Genomic DNA, 19,526 nt, shown 5'->3' with positions numbered 1-19,526 from the left:
TATGAATAAATTTTCGGTATGGATTTCGGCAATGCGTTTACGAACGTTACCATTGTCAGTATCCGGAATTATTTTAGCTTCATGTTTAGCGCAATATAAAGGTGTTTTTAATTGGAGTATTTGTATTTTGGCTATTCTAACAACTTTAAGTTTTCAAATTCTATCCAATTTTGCAAACGATTATGGCGATGGTGTAAAAGGAACAGATAATGCAGAACGCATAGGGCCAGAACGAGCTATTCAATCGGGGAAAATAACACCAAAACAACTTTTTAATGCCATAAAAATAAATATCGTAGTCGCTTTGTTATTGGCTATTGCACTCATTTATATGGCTTTTGGTTCGCAATACATACTTTTAAGTGTATTGTTTTTAGTATTAGGTGTGGCCTCCATTATTGCAGCCATGAAATATACGGTTGGCGATAATGCTTATGGATACCGAGCTATGGGAGATATTTTTGTTTTTATTTTTTTCGGATTAATAAGTGTTCTAGGCTGTTATGCATTATTTGCTAAAAACCTTGATTTTATTGCCGTTTTACCTGCTTTTGTGGTGGGCTTGTTAAGTACTGGTGTGCTTAATTTAAATAATATGAGAGATAGAATTCCAGACGAAAAAGTAAATAAAATTACTCTAGCTGTTAAACTAGGTGCGCAAAAAGCCAAATGGTATCATTATACCTTAATTGGTTTGGCATTAGGTTTGGCTCTAACTTTTGGAATTATTTATTATAAAAATCCTCTAAATTTAATATTTTTAATAGCTTTTATTCCTATAATAAAACATGTGGTAACAGTAGTTAAAAATACCGAACCCGCACAGTTAGATCCTGAGCTGAAAAAATTAGCATTATCAACGGTTTTATTAGCTATATTAATGGGAGTAGGACAATTATTTTAAAACAATAAAAAATGAAAATTACATTTTACGGTCATGCCTGTTTAGGCATTGAAATAGATGATATCAGTATTATTGTTGATCCGTTTATAACACCAAACGAAAAAGCTTCAGCAATTAATATAGAAAATTTAAAAGCAGATTATATACTAATTACTCACGGGCATCAAGATCACATTGCAGATGTTGAAGCCATTGCAAAAAGAACCGATGCTACCATAGTTTCAAATTATGAAATTGCAATGCATTATCAAAATAAAGGTTTCGAAACGCACCCAATGAATCATGGAGGAAAATGGGATTTTGAGTTTGGCTCTGTAAAATATGTAAATGCCATTCATACGTCGTCTTTTCCAGACGGAAGTTATGCCGGACAACCGGGAGGTTTTATAATTGAAAGTGAGCATAAAAACATATACATTGCTGGCGATACTGCTTTAACTTACGACATGAAGTTAATCCCTTTAAGCACAAAACTAGATTTAGCAATTTTACCAATAGGAGATAATTTTACTATGGGTATTGACGACGCTATTCTTGCAAGCGATTTTGTAGAATGTGATAAAATTTTAGGATATCATTTTGATACTTTTGGTTACATCGAAATAAACCACGAAGAAGCAAAACGTAAATTTTTCGAAAAAGATAAAGATTTAATGCTTTTAGAAATTGGTGAATCTATAGAATTGTAAATGATTACAGCAAACTACAAACAATACATTCTTAATTTTAAACAACCCAGCGGTACATCGCGCGGTATTTTAAGAACTAAAGAAACTTGGTTTATAATTCTTGAAGAAGATAGTAAAAAAGGGATTGGCGAATGTGGTTTGTTTCGAGGACTTTCTATTGACGACAGACCCGATTATGAAGAGAAATTGCTTTGGGTTTGTAAGAATATCAATTTAGGATTATCTGAGTTATTAGAAGCTTCAAAAGAATTCCCAAGTATTCAAATAGGTTTAGAAATGGCTTTTAAGTCACTTTATGCAGAGGATTCGTTTTCAATTTTTCCATCAAAATTCACAAAGGGTGAAGCACAAATTAATATTAACGGATTAATTTGGATGGGAAGCGAAGCTTTCATGAAAAAGCAAATTGAAGACAAAATTAAAGCTGGGTTTTCATGTATTAAAATGAAAATTGGAGCTATCGATTTTGAAACGGAAATCAATCTTTTAAAATCTATAAGAGAAAGTTTTTCAAAAACAGATATCGAACTTCGTGTTGATGCCAATGGTGCTTTTTCGCCACTTGAAGCTTTAGAAAAACTAAAAATATTATCAGAATTAGAGCTTCATTCCATCGAGCAGCCTATTAAACAAGGTCAAATTGAAGCTATGGCAACGTTATGCGAGCAAACACCATTACCAATTGCTTTAGATGAAGAATTAATAGGTGTGTTTTCTGTAACAAACAAAGCCCAATTGCTACAAACTATAAATCCGCAATATATTATTTTAAAACCAACTTTAGTTGGCGGGTTTAAAGGTAGTGACGAATGGATAAATTTAGCTGAAAAAAATAATATTGGTTGGTGGATTACAAGTGCTTTAGAGAGCAATATTGGTTTAAACGCCATTGCACAATATACTTTTAACAAAAACACAACAATGCCACAAGGCCTCGGCACAGGCGGTTTATTTACCAATAATTTCGAGAGTCCGTTACAGGTAAATAATGGTAAATTAAGTTTTAATAAAAACGTATCATTTAATTTTAATTTATAAATGAATTATATACAACAAGCTTACAAAGGCAAGCGCGAATTATGGATGTTTTTGTTAACAGCATTTTTAATTTCAGGGGTATTTATATTAAATTTTATAATGTTTCTGTTTACAAGTAAAGAAGACATGGAAATGCTTTACGATTCTATGAAAGCCATTCCATCAAACATATCTTTAGTTGCAAATTTATTACCGTTTGCATTTTTACTCGGTTTGTTATTCGTGTTAGTTCGTTATATGCATGAGCGTAGTTTACTATCGCTTACAACAACGCGAAAAAAAGTTGATTTTAAACGTGTTTTTCTGGCGTTTTTCGTTATCGTCATACTTACAATTGGTTCGTTTGCAGTTTCTTATTATGCAGATCCTAGTCAAATTGAATTTCAGTTTAACCCCCTAAAGTTTGCTATTCTTTTTGTTATAAGCATATTATTATTTCCATTTCAAATAGGTTTAGAGGAGTATTTGTTTCGTGGCTATTTAATGCAGCATATTGGTGTATTAGTTAAAAATAAATGGTTTCCGTTAATTTTCACTTCGGTAATGTTTGGTATAGCGCATAGTGCGAATCCAGAAGTGGCAGAAATGGGCTATATTACTATGGTTTTTTATATAGGAACCGGTTTGCTTTTAGGAATTATGACTTTAATGGATGATGGTTTAGAGCTTGCTTTAGGTTTTCATTTAGGAAATAACTTAATGGCGGCATTGTTAGTTACCAGCGATTGGTCTGCTTTACAAACCGATGCTATTTTTAAATACACAGCAGAAGAAGCAAATACAAGCGTAACCGAAATTTTACTGCCAGTTATCGTATTTTATCCAATAATTCTGTTTATTTTTTCAAAAGTTTACAAATGGAGTAATTGGAAAGAAAAACTGTTTGGAAAAGTAGAAGAACCTCTAGAAGAAAACTATAAAATAATCGAATAAATAAAAGCTTAGCTATGACACCAACTTACAAAAACGTCCATTTAAAATTTAAACTCGATGGCCTTAGTTACAAGTACGATGATTTAATGGAAATCGCTTATAATTATGTAAAAGAAGGTTATCCTTTTCAGCAAGAATTAGGCGAGTTTTTGTTAGATTGGTTAGATCAACATGACTATGTTGAAGTGAATACATCTGGCTCAACCGGTAAACCTAAAAAGTTAAAAATTGAAAAAGCAGCTATGATAAATTCTGCTTTAGCTACAGGCGATTTTTTCGGCTTACAACCAGGAGATAAAGTACTAAACTGTTTGCCATCAAATTTTATAGCAGGTAAAATGATGATGGTTCGCGCCATTATTTTAGGATTAGAAATAGATATGTTGGCACCAACATCGAAACCTGTTATAGATTTCGATAAACCTTACGATTTTTGTGCTTTTACACCAATGCAACTTAAAAATTTTGATGCCTACATTAACAATATAAAAACTATAATTGTTGGTGGTGGCATGGTTTCTAAGTCTATAATTGAGTCTATTCAAGACAAAAAAGCTAATATATACGAAACCTATGGTATGACAGAAACCGTAACTCATATTGCGGTAAAAAAATTAAATCATATCGAAAATCCTTTAACTGATAATTATTTTAAAACCTTACCAAATGTTACTGTTCAGACCGACGACAGAAGTTGTTTGGTAATAAATGCACCAAAAATTGCATCAGAAAAAATTATAACAAACGACATTGTAAAAATACATTCTGAAAATAGTTTTGAGTGGTTAGGTCGCTTCGATAATGTTATAAACTCTGGTGGTATTAAATTGTACCCAGAACAAATAGAGAAGAAGCTTCAAAGTAAAATAAAAGAAGAGTTTTTTGTAACTTCGATACCCGACGATACTTTAGGAGAAAAATTAATTTTACTAATTGAAACGAAAGGAGAAAATTTCGATACTTCGATTTTCGATACTTTAGACAAGTATGAAAAACCAAAAGAAATTATTAAACTGCCTAAGTTTATTGAAACAGCTTCAGGTAAAATTCACAGACAAAAAACACTTAAATTAGCCAAATTTTAGTGTAAATTATTTTTAAATATGAACTTTATAAAACGCGTTTTTTCTACCGTAGTTGGTATTATTGTATTTTTATTTTTATGTTTTATTGCAATTTTTGCCATTGGAATGTTGCTAGGGTCAGGGCAAGAAGACATTGTAAAACCAAAGGCAAATTCTGTTTTAGAGCTTACCTTAGATTTTCCTATTAAAGATTATGCTGGTAAAATAAAATTTCCAGAATATCCATTTTTAGACGAACAGGAAAAAAATGGATTATTTAATATTATCGATGCTATAAAATATGCTAAAACCGATAATAATATTAAAGGCATTTCTATCGATAATAATTTTATAAACGCCGGTATAACGCAAACTAAAGAGCTTCGTAAAGCGTTATTAGATTTTAAAGAATCTGGTAAATTTGTTGTGGCTTACGCCGATATTTTTACTCAAAAAGATTATTATTTAAGTTCTGTTGCCGATACGGTTTACATAAACCCTGCTGGTATGATGGAGTTTAAAGGATTATACAGCGAGCATTTATATTTTAAAGATTTTCAAGAAAAAACGGGTTTAAAAATGGAAGTTATCCGTTTAGGAAAATACAAAAGCGCTGTAGAGCCTTATCTTGATAATGTAATGAGTGATAACAATAGAGAGCAAATAAACGCGTATTTATCTTCACTTTGGACTGAAATTAAAAATGATATTTCTTTAAGTAGAAATATTCCTGTTGAAAGGTTAAATACTATTGCAGATAGTCTGTTAGGAAGAAACCCAAACCTAGCTCTAACAAACGGATTAATCGATAAAATAGCCTACCACGATGAGTATATTTATGCCATGAAGCAAGCTATTGGAGTTGATGAAACCAAAGAGTTAGAGACTATAACAATTAAAGATTACGCGCAATATGCAGCAACAAAAATACCAGTTAATTATAGTGCTAGTAAAATTGCAGTTATTTATGCCGAAGGCGAAATAATTTATGGCGAAGGAGACGAAAATAATATAGGACAAGGTACTATGACGGCGTCGTTACAGGAAGCAAGAAATGACGATAAAATTAAAGCCGTAGTTTTAAGAATTAACTCACCAGGAGGTAGTGCTTTGGCTAGCGAACTTATTTGGCGTGAAATTGAATTAACCAAAAAAGTAAAGACAGTTATAGTTTCAATGGGAAATTTAGCGGCTTCTGGCGGCTATTATATAGCAAGTAATGCCGATAAAATTATAGCTGAACCAACTACAATTACCGGAAGTATAGGTGTGTTTGGTATGTTGCCAAACGGAAAAACTTTAGCCGATAATATTGGTATTAATGCAGAACAAGTTAAAACTAACGAAAACGCCGTTACGTACAGCTTTTTTGAGCCTTTAGACGATATGCAGCGTGCATTTATTAAAGAAGGTGTTTTAGATATATATGATTTATTTACAAAACGTGTTTCTGAAGGTAGAAACTTAACCAGGGATGAAGTTGAAGCCATTGCACAAGGTCGTGTTTGGACGGGAGCCGATGCTTTAAATATTGGTTTGATTGATGAATTGGGTGGTTTAGACTTAGCTTTAAAATACGCGGCTGAAGCTGCTGAACTAAGTGAATATAGAAAAGTAGAATACCCAATTTTTGAAAAAGATCTAGACAAAATACTAGAAAGTTTCGGAATTGTAAAAGCAAAAGAAACCTTACTAAAAGAAGAATTAGGCGAGGAGCAATATAAAATGTACAAGAAAGTAAAAGCCATTTCAGAGAAAAAAGGAATTCAATTATTATTTCCTTTCGATACTGAAATAAAATAACTTAAAAGCGTTTTCTTAAAACCTGATCTTCATTAAAATTATAGGCGCGCCAAGTTCCACTTTGTGCGCCATTTTTATATTTACCGCTTATTTTTAGTTTACCGTTTTTATAATAACTAAAATATTTACCATGTGGTTTACCATCTTTTAATTCAACCGAAAACCTTGTTTTACCGTTACTGTATTTTCTGCTAAAATATTTCGCTGTTAAATCGTTTGGATACATTTCAGGAATATTAAATGCAGCATCAACATTCATTTTATCTGTTAGTTCTTTTTCAGCTAAACTATTGGTGTTTGTTGCTTTTGTGGTATTTTTTATTTGGTACTTTTCTTTAACCAATTCAACATCTAAATAACTAATAGCTATTCTACTTTCAAAAAAATCTTTTTCTGGTGATAATTGAAATCCAATTTGTGGAAAACAGATAAAATAGTCCTTGTTTTTAGTTAAACTCTGTTTTGTTGAAGCATCTGCAAATTGATATAGATTTTTATAAAGAAATGGAGTGTTTGCATAGGTAAAAACAGAGGTTCTGCTATCAAAATGATCATTAAAATCTATAAAATCGTTAGAGAAAGCTAACGTTTCTTTTTCGGTATAATTTTTTATAATGGTTTTTAAAGTGTTGGGGTTATTGCTAAAAACCACAAAATCTTCAATTACCGTATAATAAGGTTTTTCAATGTTTTTAAATAGGTTACCAAGAATAACTTTAAAGAAGCTTTTAATGGACAGATAATTAATATCGTGTCCTAAATAATTAACGGTTTTAAATTTTACTGGGCTTCGTTTTTTTATTTGATTTAATATATAGTTTAAATTTTCTGTAGCATCATCTACATCTTTAGCTTTTAAAACTAAAGCCACATCTTTAGTCGATTTACTAACGGAAGATTGCATTTGTAGCAATGCCATTTCATCATCAATCCAACTAAAAAAGTGTTCTTTTAAATTGATATTTAAAAAATTTTCAATTTGTTCTGTACCATCTAAATAGCTTTTAAATTGTTCGGGATTTTCTTTTTGAATAGCTTCAAAATTACTGTAAAATTCAGAAAAACTACTAAATGTAAAACTGGTGTATAATGCTGTTTGTTTAGGTGCAATATTGTAAATACTACGTTTTGATGTACCCGATTTTTGTAAGGCTTGTAAATAAATAGAAGCGTTTGTATTTGTTTTAGTAACGCCGTTTGCAATAATGTTATTTTCCTTATCAATATTAAAACTAAATCCGCTCCAATTTAAACTATTGTTTAAGGTTTTAATGTACTCGGATTCTTCATTAAAAAATACATTACTAAAATCGTTTAAATATTTAAAATTGAAGAACAATCGAAATAAATTACCATCATTAACTTCTTTATTAACTTCAATAAAATTTAAATCTCTACCAATTTTAGGTTCGTTGTATTGGTCTATCGACGCTTCAACTAAAGTATGTACGTAAGATAAAATCATTTGATTTTTTATGAAACTTATATACATAGTTTCACGTGTTAAACGGCTATAAATTTCAATAATGTCATGCTGATGATAAATGCGATTGCTAACTTTAAAGTCATCATTTATAAATGTATTTAAATGATTTTTTATAAGGTTAAGTTTTGCTATTTTTTGTAAATCTATGGCGTATAAAAAGCTATATTTTTTAGGGGCATAAACATGGGCAGATATAAGAATTTCTCGGTTTCCAATGTAGTTTAAAACCGTTTGTTCTTGTTTAAAAATGGTATCGAGTGTATTTAAATTCTCCGATAATTCGTTAAAATAGCTATTGGTATTTAAGTGTTTCCAAATTGGACTTTCGCTAATTGTATTCCAGTCATCAAGTGGTTTTTGGGTTTCAATAATGTATACAGCATCTTCTGGAATGAGGTAAATTGATTTAACATTGTCGTTATTATCTATATAAAACAAGTAAATAAGATAAAAAATAACAGTAAGCAATAAAAAGATAATAGAAACTAAAAGATGCTTTTTTTTCATGTAAATCAGAGGTTTAAAATCTGAAATTACCCAATGTTGGGTATTTTATATACCAGGTTTATTATCTAAATTTAAAATAATAATTACTAAACACAACATTATGAAAAAAATTACATTCTTTTATTTTTTTGCTATGATGCTTATAGCAAATAGTCAGAATAAATTATTGTCTTCTATTGAAGAATATAACTATGACTCTAATTATAATTATTTTTATGGTAAAAATTACGAATACGATAGTAATGGTAATTTATTATTTGAAACAGATTTTGAACAAAATAATAGTATTTGGGAGATAACCGGAAAGACTTTTTTTACTTATAACACTAATAATAAATTAACCTCAGAAACCTATCTAAAATGGAATAATACATTAGAGAAATTTGAAAATTATTATAGAACATTACTAACTTATGATACTAACAATAATTTAATAGAGATAGTTTATCAAGAATCGTATGAAAATGACGTTTGGGAAAATGAGGAAAAATATATTTATGCTTATAATGAAGGTCATTTGATTGATTATTATTACAGTTATTTTTTTATCGATGGGGAATGGAGCCGTTACGAAGATAAGACTGAAGTAAAATATAATTCAAACGATAAAATTTCAGAAATTATTACTTATACAGGAACCGAAGGTAATTATATTTTTGATTATAAAGATATTTATACTTATAATTTTAATAGTCAGTTAGTTAAATCGGAAAGTTTTAATTGGGAAAACAACGAATGGGTAAATGAATATAATGAGTCTTTGGAATATAATTGGGACTCTAATGGCAATTTAATTAATGTCGTTCATAATTATAATTCTTCAAGCAATATTTCTGAAATATATACTTATGATACCTCTAAATTAATGTCAAATTTCATGCATCCTTTTATTAATAGGAGTGGTTTCGATTATGTGTTAGAGGGCTTTCCGCACTATAATAAATTATTAACCTATACCGACGGATTCAGCAGATATACTTATAACTATGATAGCTCAATTACCTTAGGTACAACGCAATTTGAAGCTAAAAATGATTTAAGTATTTATCCAAACCCAGCAACAAAAACAATAACTATAAATAATACTTTAGATAATATTAGCGAAATTGAAATATATAATGTGTTAGGCAAAAAAGTGTTGACCTCTATTACGAAAACTATAGATGTTTCGAACTTGAAATCTGGGATTTATTTGGTTTCAATTATGGATAATGATGGTATAAAAACTACTAAAAGAATAATTAAACAATAACAAATGAATTTTATTTTCTATTAGCTCAGGTTTGAGCTTGAATAAAAAAATATCGAGGGTTGCTCCTCGATATTTTTAAACTTCACACACTTCGCCAGATACGGCCTATAAATAAAATGTATTGGCATTAAAAACTTTTAAACTTGCAAAACTCCCATATTAAAAGGTTTTTCAATAGGGGCGTGGTTTGCAGCTTCAATACCCATACTAATCCAAGTTCTGGTATCTAACGGATCGATAATTGCATCGGTCCATAGTCTGGCGGCAGCATAATATGGCGATACTTGGTTATCGTATTTAGCTTTTATTTTATTGTAAAGCGCTTCTTCTTTTTCTTTGGTTATTTCTTCACCTTTCTTTTTTAAAGAAGCAGTTTCTATTTGTAAAAGTACTTTTGCAGCAGAGTTTCCACTCATTACAGCAAGTTCTGCACTTGGCCATGCAGCAATTAATCGCGGGTCGTAGGCTTTACCACACATGGCATAATTACCGGCACCGTAGCTGTTTCCAATAACAATAGTAAATTTTGGCACTACCGAGTTACTTACAGCATTTACCATTTTTGCACCATCTTTTATAATGCCAGAATGTTCGCTTTTACTGCCCACCATAAAGCCGGTAACATCTTGTAAAAATACTAACGGAATCTTTTTTTGGTTACAATTGGCAATAAATCGGGTGGCTTTATCGGCGCTATCGTTATAAATTACACCACCAAATTGCATTTCGCCTTTTTTAGTTTTAACTAGTTTTCGTTGGTTGGCCACGATACCAACAGCCCAACCATCAATTCTAGCATAACCAGTGATTATGGTTTGCCCGAAGCCTGCTTTGTATTCTTCAAATTCAGAATCATCAACTAAACGTTTAATGATGTCGTTCATGTCGTATTGGTCGGCACGACTTTTTGGTAAAATACCATAAATATCTTGCGGATTTTCTTTTGGTTTTTTAGAATCGGTGCGGTTAAAACCAGCTTTATCGTAATCGCCAATTTTATCTATTATGTTTTTTATTTTATCAAGCGCATCTTTATCATCTTTCGCCTTATAATCGGTTACACCAGAAATTTCGCAATGTGTTGTAGCACCTCCAAGCGTTTCGTTATCGATACTTTCTCCAATAGCAGCTTTAACCAAATAACTTCCAGCTAAAAAAATACTACCTGTTTTATCTACAATTAAGGCTTCGTCGCTCATAATAGGCAAGTAGGCGCCACCTGCAACACAGCTACCCATAACGGCTGCAATTTGGGTTATACCCATACTGCTCATAATAGCGTTGTTTCTAAAAATGCGTCCAAAATGTTCTTTATCAGGAAAAATTTCATCCTGCATAGGTAAATAAACCCCAGCAGAATCTACAAGATAAATTATTGGTAATTTATTTTCTATAGCGATTTCTTGAGCTCTTAAATTCTTTTTTCCAGTAATGGGAAACCAAGCGCCTGCTTTTACTGTGGCATCATTTGCAACAACAATACATTGTTTTCCTTTTACAAAACCAATTTTTACAACCACACCACCAGAAGGACAGCCACCATGTTCAGCATACATCTCTTCACCGGCAAAAGCTGCAATTTCAATAGAATTTTTGTTGTCATCAAACAAATAATCAATTCGTTCTCTAGCGGTAAGTTTGCCTTTAGCATGAAGTTTTTCTATTCTAGTTTTACCGCCACCTAGTTTTACTTTGGTAAGTTTTTTTTTGAGTTCGCTAAGTAAAAGTTTGTTGTGATCTTCGTTTTTATTGAAGTTAATGTCCATTGCAATTTCAGTTTGTGCTAAATTATAAAATATTGTAATAAAGTTAATCGAAATTGTTAATGAAAAATTAAAATTATATAACATGGAAATATATTCCTTGGAATATAAATTTATTTTATTTAATTTTGCTTTAAATAAAATAGATAATATGAAAAACATAATAGCTTTTGCCGGAAGTAACAGTAAAACCTCAATAAATAAACAATTAGCAATTTATGCTTCTAGTTTGGTTGAAGATGTAGAAGTAAATGTATTAGATTTAAACGAATACAATTTGCCCCTTTTTGGAACAGATTTGGAAAGTGAAGCAGGTATTCCAGACGATGCACACAAATTATTAAACATTTTAAAAAATACCGATGGTATTGTATTATCGTTAGCCGAACATAACGGCGCATATTCTGTTGCTTTTAAAAATGTTTTCGATTGGTTATCGCGCATCGAAGGTAAATTGTTTTTTAACAAGCCTATGCTTTTAATGGCAACATCACCAGGTGGTCGCGGCGGGCAAACCGTTTTAGATATTGCCAAAGGCCGTTTTCCTTTTCACGATGGTAATATTATTGAAACATTTTCTTTGCCATTTTTTAATGAAAATTTTAGAGAAGGAAAAATTGTTAATGAGGATTTAGATACACAACTTAAAAACTCAGTAAAGCAGTTTCAAAAAGCACTTTAAATTATGGGAGATATTTCAAAAGATATAAAATCGAAATTTCCAAACGCTAAAGTAAAAGCATTAATAAATGTTATTTACACAGCAAATTGGATTAATAGTTTGCAAAACGATTATTTTAAAACCTACGGAATTTCACCACAGCAATTTAATGTATTACGCATTTTACGAGGAGCGGAAGAACCTTTAAAAGTGCAAACTATTAAAGAGCGCATGATAGAACGCGCACCAAATGCCACCAGGTTAATGGACAAGCTTTTCGATAAAAATTATATTAACAGATTGCCGTGTCCTAACGATAGGCGAGTAGTGCATATTGAAATTACCCAAAAAGGTTTAAACCTTTTAAAAGATATTGACAAGGACAATAAAGTTGATATTTTAAAGAATTTAAGCAACAAAGAAGCCGAACAACTAAGTGATTTATTAGATAAACTTAGATAAAACTTTAGTTTTTGAGCTTTAAAATAATAAAAGGATACTAATAAAAATGAAAACAATATTTCATAAAGCAGATACACGTGGTTTTGCAAATCATGGTTGGTTACAAGCTAATCACTCGTTTAGTTTTGCTAGATGGTTCAATAAAGACCGTATGCATTTCGGAGCACTACGCGTTTTAAATGATGATACAATTGCTCCTAAAATGGGATTTGGAACTCATCCGCATGAAAACATGGAAATTATTACCATACCATTAAAAGGTGTTTTAAAACACAGAGATAATATGGGTGATGAATGGATTCCGGTAGTTCCAGGCGAAGTACAGGTTATGAGCGCTGGAACCGGTGTAGAACATTCCGAAATAAACGGATCGAATGATGAATATTTAAGTCTTTTTCAAATTTGGATTATTCCTGAGAAAGAAGGCGTTTCACCAAGATACGATCAAAAATCATTTTCAGTTGAAGATAGAAAAAACAAACTTCAAACTTTAGTAACTTCTTTTGAAGATGAAGATTCAGAAAGTTTAAAAATTCATCAAGACGCAAAAATATCTCGAATCGATTTAACAAAAAACACCGCTTTTAATTACCAATTAAAAAGTAAAAAACATGGCGTTTATATAATGACTATTTCGGGAGATTTACAAATTGAAAATCAAACACTCGAATCTAGAGATGCTTTAGGCATTACAGATGTTGCAGATGTAAGTATTAAAAGCCGAAGCGATAGCCAAATATTATTTGTAGAAGTTCCAATGGTGGCGCTTTAACAAATCAATTAAACCATTTTTAAAGAAAAAGCATCAAAATACCGATGCTTTTTTTGTTTTTTACATGACGATGAAAATTGTTAAAATTCCGATTAACATTTTATAAAAATCCGTTTAACGGTAAAACGCATAATTTTAAAGTTTTTTTTTCTAAGGCATTTTTATTTAGATAAAATTTGATGAAAATAACCCTCAAATCTTATTAAAGATGAAACTTAAAAAAAGACTATTGTTTGTCGTGCTTTTGGTTAATATATACGCAGGATTCTCTCAAACGCCTGTATTAACAGAAAAAGACTCTATTATTAAAAGTTCGTGGATTGTTGGCTTAGGTTATCATTTTGTTGAAGATTCTGGCGAAGTATTCGATAATTTATTGAATTTTGATTCTACATGGAATGCCGTGTCATACCCGTCAAGAATAAGTGTCGGTAAATATTTTGAAAACGGATTAGGATTAGAGCTTATTGGCGCGTATTTAAAATATAATTCTGGTACCATAGTAGATAAACAAACGTTGGAAGAAAGTAGCGATTTTTTATCGATAGATACCCGATTAAGCTACGATTTAAATAAATTAATTGGAGAAACTGGTTGGTTCGATCCTTATGCTGGTGTTGGAATTGGTTATACAGATGCTAGAAATGCACCGCGCGGAACATATAATGCGGTTTTAGGTTTTAGAACTTGGTTTTCCGAAAGAATCGGTTTAGATTTTAATGCCTCTGGAAAATGGGCAATGAATTTTACTCCAGAAACTACAAATTATAAACAATATGCAGCAGGTGTTGTATATAGATTTGGTGCTAAAAAGAAATTAACAGAAGAAGGCGAAGAAAAAGTTTCAATGATAGAGCAGCTTAACCAAGAACGTGTTAACGATTCTATTGCATTTGCACAAGAACAAGAAAAAGCTCTAAAAGAAAAATTAGCTAAAGAAAAAGAACAAGCGCGATTAGCAAAAATTGAAGCTGAAAAAGAACAGGCCAGAGCTGAAGAACGAAATAAAATTGAAGAAACAATAAAAGCTTTAGATAAGGTAAACTTTAATTTTAGCTCTGCTTCTATGAAACCTGAAGCTAAAGCAACTATTTTAAAGCTGGCAAAAATTTTACAAAGCCATCCTAATTTAGTTATTGAAATTAGTTCCCACACAGATTCCAGAGGCGCTAAAGATTTTAATCAAAAATTATCAGAAAAACGCTTAAAAGCTACAATCGATTATTTATTATCTTTAGATGTAAATGCAGAGCATATAGTAGGAAAAGCCTTTGGCGAAGACAAGTTATTAAACGAGTGTGACGATAATACTAAATGTACAGAAGCAAAACATAAAGTAAATAGACGTTCGGAGTTTAAAATACTACAGCATTAAAAATAAAATTAATTCCAAAGCAATTTTTAAGAGGCTATTATTTAGTGTTAATAATGGCCTCTTTTTTTGTTTTATTTTTTCTTAGCACAGAAATTGTAAAAGCTATAACAATGCCGCAAGCAGCCATAGCAGCACCAACCCAATCGGCAGAAGTAAAACCATAACCCATTGCTATGGGTAGGCCTGCAAAATAAGCTCCAGAAGCATTACCAATATTAAAAGCACTTTGATTGAGTGAAGATCCTAAACGCTCAGACCCCTTAGCCGATTTTATTATAAGCATTTGGATAGGCGTAGAAATAGCAAAAGATACAGCGCCAATTAAAAATGTCATTAATAAAACTAATATTTTATTATGTGCTAAATATGTATTTAGTATTAAACAGAAAACCATTGTAAATAAAACAAGGGTTACTGTTGTAAGTAATGAAAATTTCTCGGTTAATTTCGCTCCAATAAAATTACCAATTACCATACCTAAACCAGCAATAATCATAGCATAAGGCACTGTACTACTGGAATATCCAGCAACATCGGTAATTAAAGGGGCAATATAGCTGTACCAAGCAAAAAAGCCACCAGTACCAATTGTGGTTAATAAAATTATTAGCCATAATTCCAGGCGTTTAAATACTTTAAATTCACTTTTAAATGTACCCTCAGAAGATGTTTTTATACTTGGCATCCAAAATTTTAATCCAATAACAGTTAAAATACCAACAACACCAACCATTAAAAATGAAATACTCCAATTAAAATGTTTACCTAAATAAGTTCCTAAAGGTACACCTAGTAAATTAGCTATAGTAAGGCCGCTAAACATTATCGCTATACCCTGTGCTTCTTTGCCTTCATTCGCTAATTTACCAGCAACAACAGCACCAATACCAAAAAATGCACCATGCGGTAAAGCGGCTAAAAATCTTAAAGTTAAAAAGGAATAATAACCTGTAGCAAAAGCTGATAAAGTATTAAATACAGTAAACCAAATCATTAATCCAATTAAAGCTTTGTTAGAATTCCATTTACTAGCAAAACCCGTTAAAATGGGTGCACCTACAACAACGCCTAAGGCATAAGCAGAAATAAAATGACCAGCGGTTGGAATACTTACAGAAAAAGCATTTGCAACATCTGGCAAAATACCCATAATAACAAATTCAGTTAAACCAATTCCAAAACCTCCAATGGCTAATGATAATAATGCTTTATTCATAAAAAAAAATTAAGAAGCAAAATTAGTAGGAATACAATGCTTTAAAGAATTAATAATGCTAATAAAAAGTTAATTAGAAATAGCTTAATTTATAACACCAATATATGTGTATACTTAAAAAAAACAAGAGTTTTTTAATTGAATTATATACTTAAAAAACGATATTTGTACTCTTAACTAAATAATAAACAAAAAAATGGCGATGAATAAGAACACTGTGTTAGCATGGGCTACATGGATAATGATTTTTGTAGGATTGGCTTTAATTGCTCTAGGTGCATTTAGGTACGACGAAGTTGCAGGTTGGGGCTTTGCATCTGTAGGTATTGGTTTTTTTGCAATAGCTTGGGTATTTAATGCTTTAAAAGGAAGAGTTTAAAAGCTTCGAATAAAATTTTAAATTAATTAAAAATATAGATAGTGAGCGACGATAAAAAAATAATTTTCTCAATGTCTGGTGTAACTAAAACGTTTCAAAGCGCAAATACACCAGTACTTAAAAATATATATTTAAGCTTCTTTTACGGAGCAAAAATAGGCATATTAGGTCTTAATGGTTCAGGTAAATCTACCTTACTTAAAATTATTGCTGGTGTAGATAAAAATTACCAAGGTGATGTAGTATTTTCTTCAGATTATTCGGTTGGATATTTAGAGCAAGAACCACAGCTTGATGAAGAAAAAACAGTTTTAGAAGTTGTAAAAGAAGGCGCTGCAGAAACTGTTGCTATTCTAGATGAGTACAACAAAATAAACGATATGTTTGGTTTAGAAGAAGTTTATAGCGATCCAGATAAAATGGAAAAGCTTATGAACCGTCAAGCTGAGCTTCAAGATCAAATTGATGCTGCAAATGCTTGGGAGTTAGATACCAAACTTGAAATTGCTATGGATGCACTTAGAACGCCTGATGGTGATAAAAAAATAGGTGTGTTATCTGGTGGTGAGCGTCGCCGTGTAGCTTTATGTCGTTTACTATTAAAAGAACCAGATGTTTTGTTATTAGATGAGCCAACAAACCACTTAGATGCCGAATCGGTACACTGGTTAGAGCATCATTTAGCACAATATAAAGGAACTGTAATTGCTGTAACACACGACCGTTATTTCTTAGATAATATTGCGGGTTGGATTTTAGAGTTAGATAGAGGTGAAGGCATACCTTGGAAAGGAAATTACTCATCTTGGTTAGATCAAAAATCTAAACGATTAGCACAAGAAAATAAGAGTGCTTCTAAACGTCAAAAAACACTTGAACGCGAGTTAGAATGGGTACGTCAAGGTGCAAAAGGACGTCAAACTAAACAAAAGGCACGTTTAAAAAATTACGATAAATTATTAAGTCAAGATCAAAAACAACTGGACGAAAAACTTGAAATTTACATACCTAATGGGCCGCGTTTAGGTACAAATGTAATAGAAGCTAAAGGCGTAAGTAAAGGTTACGGTGATAAACTATTATACGAAGATTTAAACTTTAATTTACCACAAGCAGGAATTGTTGGTATTATTGGGCCAAACGGTGCTGGTAAAACCACTATTTTCAGAATGATTATGGGCGAGGAAACTCCTGACAAAGGTGCTTTTGAGGTTGGTGAAACTGCTAAAATCGCTTATGTCGATCAAAGTCACTCTAATATTGATCCAGAAAAAACAATTTGGCAAAACTTTAGCGATGAGCAAGAATTAGTAATGATGGGTGGCCGACAAGTAAACTCTAGAGCCTATTTAAGCAGATTTAATTTCTCTGGAAGCGAGCAAAATAAAAAGGTAAAGCTTCTTTCTGGAGGAGAGCGTAACCGCTTGCATTTAGCAATGACGCTTAAAGAAGAAGGCAACGTGTTACTATTAGATGAGCCAACAAACGACTTGGATGTTAATACGCTTCGAGCTTTAGAAGAAGGGTTAGAAAATTTTGCGGGTTGTGCTGTAGTAATTAGTCACGACCGTTGGTTTTTAGATAGAATTTGTACACATATTTTAGCTTTTGAAGGCGATAGTCAAGTATATTTCTTTGAAGGTAGTTTTAGCGACTACGAAGAAAACAAAAAGAAACGTTTAGGTGGCGATTTAATGCCAAAACGAATAAAATATAAAAAGTTAGTACGTTAATAAAAAAGCCTGCAAAAGCAGGCTTTTTTTATTATTATTTATCAATAGAGATGGTTGTTGCTTAAACTAAAATCAGATTTAGTGGTAATCTCATCTATACTTTTAATGGTTTCGTCAAATTTTTTTATTTCCTTTCTTATAGAAGCCTCATGCTCATGAACATATAAATGACGCTTAGCTATAATAATTATTGGTATAAAAATTAGAAAAAATAAGAATAATAAACAAAGCATATTTACTGTTCAGATTTAGTGTTTTTTGAAGAAGCTCCTCCGTATAAATGACCTTCTGTGAAGTCTTGGTATTGTTCATCAGAATCGTCAATAGATTCGACCATAGATTCTAACTTTTCGTTTTCTTTTTTAAGTTTATACGATTTAATCACTCCGGAAATTAATAAAACCAGAAAAAAAACTATTACAAATATTCCTAATACTTTAAAATGGAATGTATTTATTAAGCAGAAAATAGAGAAAACTTTAAAAATAGCGTTAAAAATTAACATTTTATCGATTCTATGGTGATTTTAGTAGTCAAATATACACAAAAAAATAATGTTATATAAACTTATTATTTTTTAGGATACCAGTTAAGTAGAGTGACTTTTATATCTGGATTACCTTCGTTAACCATAGTTTTAAATTTTTCTACATCACTAAAACCGTTCGTTCCTCGATAATGATATGGTAATACTTCTTTAGGTTTAAAATCTAATACTGCGCTAACAGCGCTCTCAACAGTCATGGTGTAAGGTAAGTTCATGCAAACAAAAGCACGATCAATATGTTTTAAGTTTCGCATTTCTGGAATATCTTCGGTATCACCAGAAAAATAAACGCGTTCTTCACCGAATGTAAATAAGTATCCGTTGCCTCTCCCTTTGCTATGGAATTTTAAAGCTTCTTCTCGTAAATTATACATAGGAATAGCTTCAATGGTAAATGCATTAGTTGTTTTAACATCGCCATTATTCATTACAATAGTTTCGGTAGTAATACCGTTTTGTAATAATTTTTCTTGTACGGCCTTTGGTGCTATAATAACAGCTTTAGTTAAGTCTAAAGCCTTTAAAGTTTCAAAATTTAAGTGGTCACCATGAATATCGGTAATAATTACATAATCTGGATTACCATAGGTTTTGTAAGGTTCAGCCCCAAGAGTTGGGTCTAAAAATATAGTTTTGTTCTTATATTTTATAACCGTACTTGCATGTTCTATTGGGAAAACTTCAGTTTTTTTAGGTGTATCTATTTTAACTTCAGTTAGTTTAGCTTCAGCAATCTTATTTGTAGTGCTATCGCTTCTTTTTTTACAGCTCATTATACTTATTAATGTAATTGCAATAAATAACCATTTCGTTTTCATAGAATTTATATTTTTATTGATATCAGTAAATTTACGGTAATTAAAATGAAACTTAAAATGTAACATTTTAAAGTTTTGTTATACTTATAATTTGAACAACAATTTTATGTGAAAAAATATAAAG

Annotated in this window: 18 protein-coding genes; 13 read left to right on the top strand and 5 right to left on the bottom strand. The window is 31.2% G+C overall.

Going from position 1 to position 19,526, the window contains the following annotated elements:
* The first annotated feature begins 1 nt into the window (after nt 1).
* Genes menA through sppA form a run of 6 tightly spaced genes read left to right on the top strand, consistent with a single transcriptional unit; the run spans nt 2 to nt 6,431 of the window.
* Nucleotides 2-904 (top strand): 1,4-dihydroxy-2-naphthoate octaprenyltransferase, encoded by a 903-nt coding sequence (gene menA, locus LG651_RS10200; protein WP_226696024.1) that lies wholly within the window; start codon nt 2-4, stop codon nt 902-904.
* 11 nt (nt 905-915) lie between these two features.
* On the top strand, nt 916-1,593 hold the full coding sequence (locus LG651_RS10195) for a metal-dependent hydrolase (RefSeq protein ID WP_226696023.1): 678 nt from the start codon (nt 916-918) through the stop codon (nt 1,591-1,593).
* On the top strand, nt 1,594-2,631 hold the full coding sequence (locus tag LG651_RS10190) for an o-succinylbenzoate synthase (RefSeq protein ID WP_226696022.1): 1,038 nt from the start codon (nt 1,594-1,596) through the stop codon (nt 2,629-2,631).
* On the top strand, nt 2,632-3,564 hold the full coding sequence (locus LG651_RS10185; protein WP_226696021.1) for a CPBP family intramembrane glutamic endopeptidase: 933 nt from the start codon (nt 2,632-2,634) through the stop codon (nt 3,562-3,564). It begins immediately after the preceding gene.
* A gap of 14 nt (nt 3,565-3,578) precedes the next feature.
* Entirely contained in the window at nt 3,579-4,649 is a 1,071-nt protein-coding gene (locus tag LG651_RS10180; RefSeq protein WP_226696020.1) for an AMP-binding protein, read from the top strand.
* An 18-nt stretch (nt 4,650-4,667) separates the two neighbouring features.
* On the top strand, nt 4,668-6,431 hold the full coding sequence (gene sppA, locus LG651_RS10175; RefSeq protein WP_226696019.1) for a signal peptide peptidase SppA: 1,764 nt from the start codon (nt 4,668-4,670) through the stop codon (nt 6,429-6,431).
* A 1-nt stretch (nt 6,432) separates the two neighbouring features.
* Here the strand turns inward: sppA and LG651_RS10170 are convergent, their stop codons facing one another.
* Complete coding sequence (locus LG651_RS10170) at nt 6,433-8,424, bottom strand: toxin-antitoxin system YwqK family antitoxin (protein WP_226696018.1); 1,992 nt, start codon at nt 8,422-8,424, stop codon at nt 6,433-6,435.
* 100 nt (nt 8,425-8,524) lie between these two features.
* Between LG651_RS10170 and LG651_RS10165 the strand changes: the two genes are divergently transcribed.
* Nucleotides 8,525-9,676: a T9SS type A sorting domain-containing protein gene (locus LG651_RS10165; RefSeq protein WP_226696017.1), complete on the top strand. Its 1,152-nt coding sequence runs from the start codon at nt 8,525-8,527 to the stop codon at nt 9,674-9,676.
* A 137-nt stretch (nt 9,677-9,813) separates the two neighbouring features.
* On the opposite strand, the gene LG651_RS10160 is transcribed toward LG651_RS10165, so the two are convergent.
* Nucleotides 9,814-11,442, bottom strand: a complete 1,629-nt coding sequence (locus LG651_RS10160) for an acyl-CoA carboxylase subunit beta (protein WP_226696016.1) — start codon at nt 11,440-11,442, stop codon at nt 9,814-9,816.
* 148 nt (nt 11,443-11,590) lie between these two features.
* Here LG651_RS10160 and LG651_RS10155 point away from each other — a divergent pair, with 148 nt between their 5' ends.
* The 4 genes from LG651_RS10155 (at nt 11,591) to LG651_RS10140 (ending at nt 14,709) form a co-directional block, all read left to right on the top strand.
* Complete coding sequence (locus LG651_RS10155) at nt 11,591-12,121, top strand: NADPH-dependent FMN reductase (RefSeq protein ID WP_226696015.1); 531 nt, start codon at nt 11,591-11,593, stop codon at nt 12,119-12,121.
* A gap of 3 nt (nt 12,122-12,124) precedes the next feature.
* Nucleotides 12,125-12,562 carry a MarR family winged helix-turn-helix transcriptional regulator gene (locus LG651_RS10150; protein WP_226696014.1) on the top strand — a complete coding sequence of 146 codons (438 nt, stop codon included), beginning with the start codon at nt 12,125-12,127 and terminating at the stop codon, nt 12,560-12,562.
* A 46-nt stretch (nt 12,563-12,608) separates the two neighbouring features.
* Nucleotides 12,609-13,334 (top strand): pirin family protein, encoded by a 726-nt coding sequence (locus tag LG651_RS10145; protein ID WP_226696013.1) that lies wholly within the window; start codon nt 12,609-12,611, stop codon nt 13,332-13,334.
* A gap of 208 nt (nt 13,335-13,542) precedes the next feature.
* The gene (locus LG651_RS10140; protein WP_226696012.1) at nt 13,543-14,709 is read left to right on the top strand and encodes an OmpA family protein; all 1,167 of its coding nucleotides are present in this window, start codon (nt 13,543-13,545) and stop codon (nt 14,707-14,709) included.
* A gap of 37 nt (nt 14,710-14,746) precedes the next feature.
* Here LG651_RS10140 and LG651_RS10135 read toward each other — a convergent pair whose 3' ends face one another.
* Nucleotides 14,747-15,925, bottom strand: coding sequence for an MFS transporter (locus tag LG651_RS10135; RefSeq protein ID WP_226696011.1), 1,179 nt, complete (start codon nt 15,923-15,925; stop codon nt 14,747-14,749).
* Between the two features lie 196 nt (nt 15,926-16,121).
* On the opposite strand from LG651_RS10135, the gene LG651_RS10130 reads away from it, so the two are divergent.
* Nucleotides 16,122-16,304 carry a CAL67264 family membrane protein gene (locus tag LG651_RS10130; protein ID WP_226696010.1) on the top strand — a complete coding sequence of 61 codons (183 nt, stop codon included), beginning with the start codon at nt 16,122-16,124 and terminating at the stop codon, nt 16,302-16,304.
* Between the two features lie 41 nt (nt 16,305-16,345).
* Nucleotides 16,346-18,037: an energy-dependent translational throttle protein EttA gene (gene ettA / locus LG651_RS10125; RefSeq protein WP_226696009.1), complete on the top strand. Its 1,692-nt coding sequence runs from the start codon at nt 16,346-16,348 to the stop codon at nt 18,035-18,037.
* 235 nt (nt 18,038-18,272) lie between these two features.
* Here ettA and LG651_RS10120 read toward each other — a convergent pair whose 3' ends face one another.
* The gene (locus LG651_RS10120) at nt 18,273-18,422 is read right to left on the bottom strand and encodes a hypothetical protein (RefSeq protein ID WP_226696008.1); all 150 of its coding nucleotides are present in this window, start codon (nt 18,420-18,422) and stop codon (nt 18,273-18,275) included.
* 185 nt (nt 18,423-18,607) lie between these two features.
* Nucleotides 18,608-19,402: an MBL fold metallo-hydrolase gene (locus LG651_RS10115; RefSeq protein ID WP_226696007.1), complete on the bottom strand. Its 795-nt coding sequence runs from the start codon at nt 19,400-19,402 to the stop codon at nt 18,608-18,610.
* Between the last annotated feature and the right edge of the window lie 124 nt (nt 19,403-19,526).

This window comes from Neotamlana sargassicola, from assembly GCF_020523965.1.
GTDB classification, from domain to species: domain Bacteria; phylum Bacteroidota; class Bacteroidia; order Flavobacteriales; family Flavobacteriaceae; genus Neotamlana; species Neotamlana sargassicola.
Note: the sequence above shows the minus strand (reverse complement) of the source record. Positions and strands in the feature narration are given on the sequence as shown.

Bases quoted from the DNA above. Each gene is read 5' to 3' on its own strand.
- menA (WP_226696024.1), top strand. From the start codon at position 2: ATGAATAAATTTTCGGTATGGATTTCGGCAATGCGTTTACGAACGTTA.
- LG651_RS10195 (WP_226696023.1), top strand. From the start codon at position 916: ATGAAAATTACATTTTACGGTCATGCCTGTTTAGGCATTGAAATAGAT.
- LG651_RS10190 (WP_226696022.1), top strand. From the start codon at position 1,594: ATGATTACAGCAAACTACAAACAATACATTCTTAATTTTAAACAACCC.
- LG651_RS10185 (WP_226696021.1), top strand. From the start codon at position 2,632: ATGAATTATATACAACAAGCTTACAAAGGCAAGCGCGAATTATGGATG.
- LG651_RS10180 (WP_226696020.1), top strand. From the start codon at position 3,579: ATGACACCAACTTACAAAAACGTCCATTTAAAATTTAAACTCGATGGC.
- sppA (WP_226696019.1), top strand. From the start codon at position 4,668: ATGAACTTTATAAAACGCGTTTTTTCTACCGTAGTTGGTATTATTGTA.
- LG651_RS10170 (WP_226696018.1), bottom strand. From the start codon at position 8,424: ATGAAAAAAAAGCATCTTTTAGTTTCTATTATCTTTTTATTGCTTACT.
- LG651_RS10165 (WP_226696017.1), top strand. From the start codon at position 8,525: ATGAAAAAAATTACATTCTTTTATTTTTTTGCTATGATGCTTATAGCA.
- LG651_RS10160 (WP_226696016.1), bottom strand. From the start codon at position 11,442: ATGGACATTAACTTCAATAAAAACGAAGATCACAACAAACTTTTACTT.
- LG651_RS10155 (WP_226696015.1), top strand. From the start codon at position 11,591: ATGAAAAACATAATAGCTTTTGCCGGAAGTAACAGTAAAACCTCAATA.
- LG651_RS10150 (WP_226696014.1), top strand. From the start codon at position 12,125: ATGGGAGATATTTCAAAAGATATAAAATCGAAATTTCCAAACGCTAAA.
- LG651_RS10145 (WP_226696013.1), top strand. From the start codon at position 12,609: ATGAAAACAATATTTCATAAAGCAGATACACGTGGTTTTGCAAATCAT.
- LG651_RS10140 (WP_226696012.1), top strand. From the start codon at position 13,543: ATGAAACTTAAAAAAAGACTATTGTTTGTCGTGCTTTTGGTTAATATA.
- LG651_RS10135 (WP_226696011.1), bottom strand. From the start codon at position 15,925: ATGAATAAAGCATTATTATCATTAGCCATTGGAGGTTTTGGAATTGGT.
- LG651_RS10130 (WP_226696010.1), top strand. From the start codon at position 16,122: ATGGCGATGAATAAGAACACTGTGTTAGCATGGGCTACATGGATAATG.
- LG651_RS10115 (WP_226696007.1), bottom strand. From the start codon at position 19,402: ATGAAAACGAAATGGTTATTTATTGCAATTACATTAATAAGTATAATG.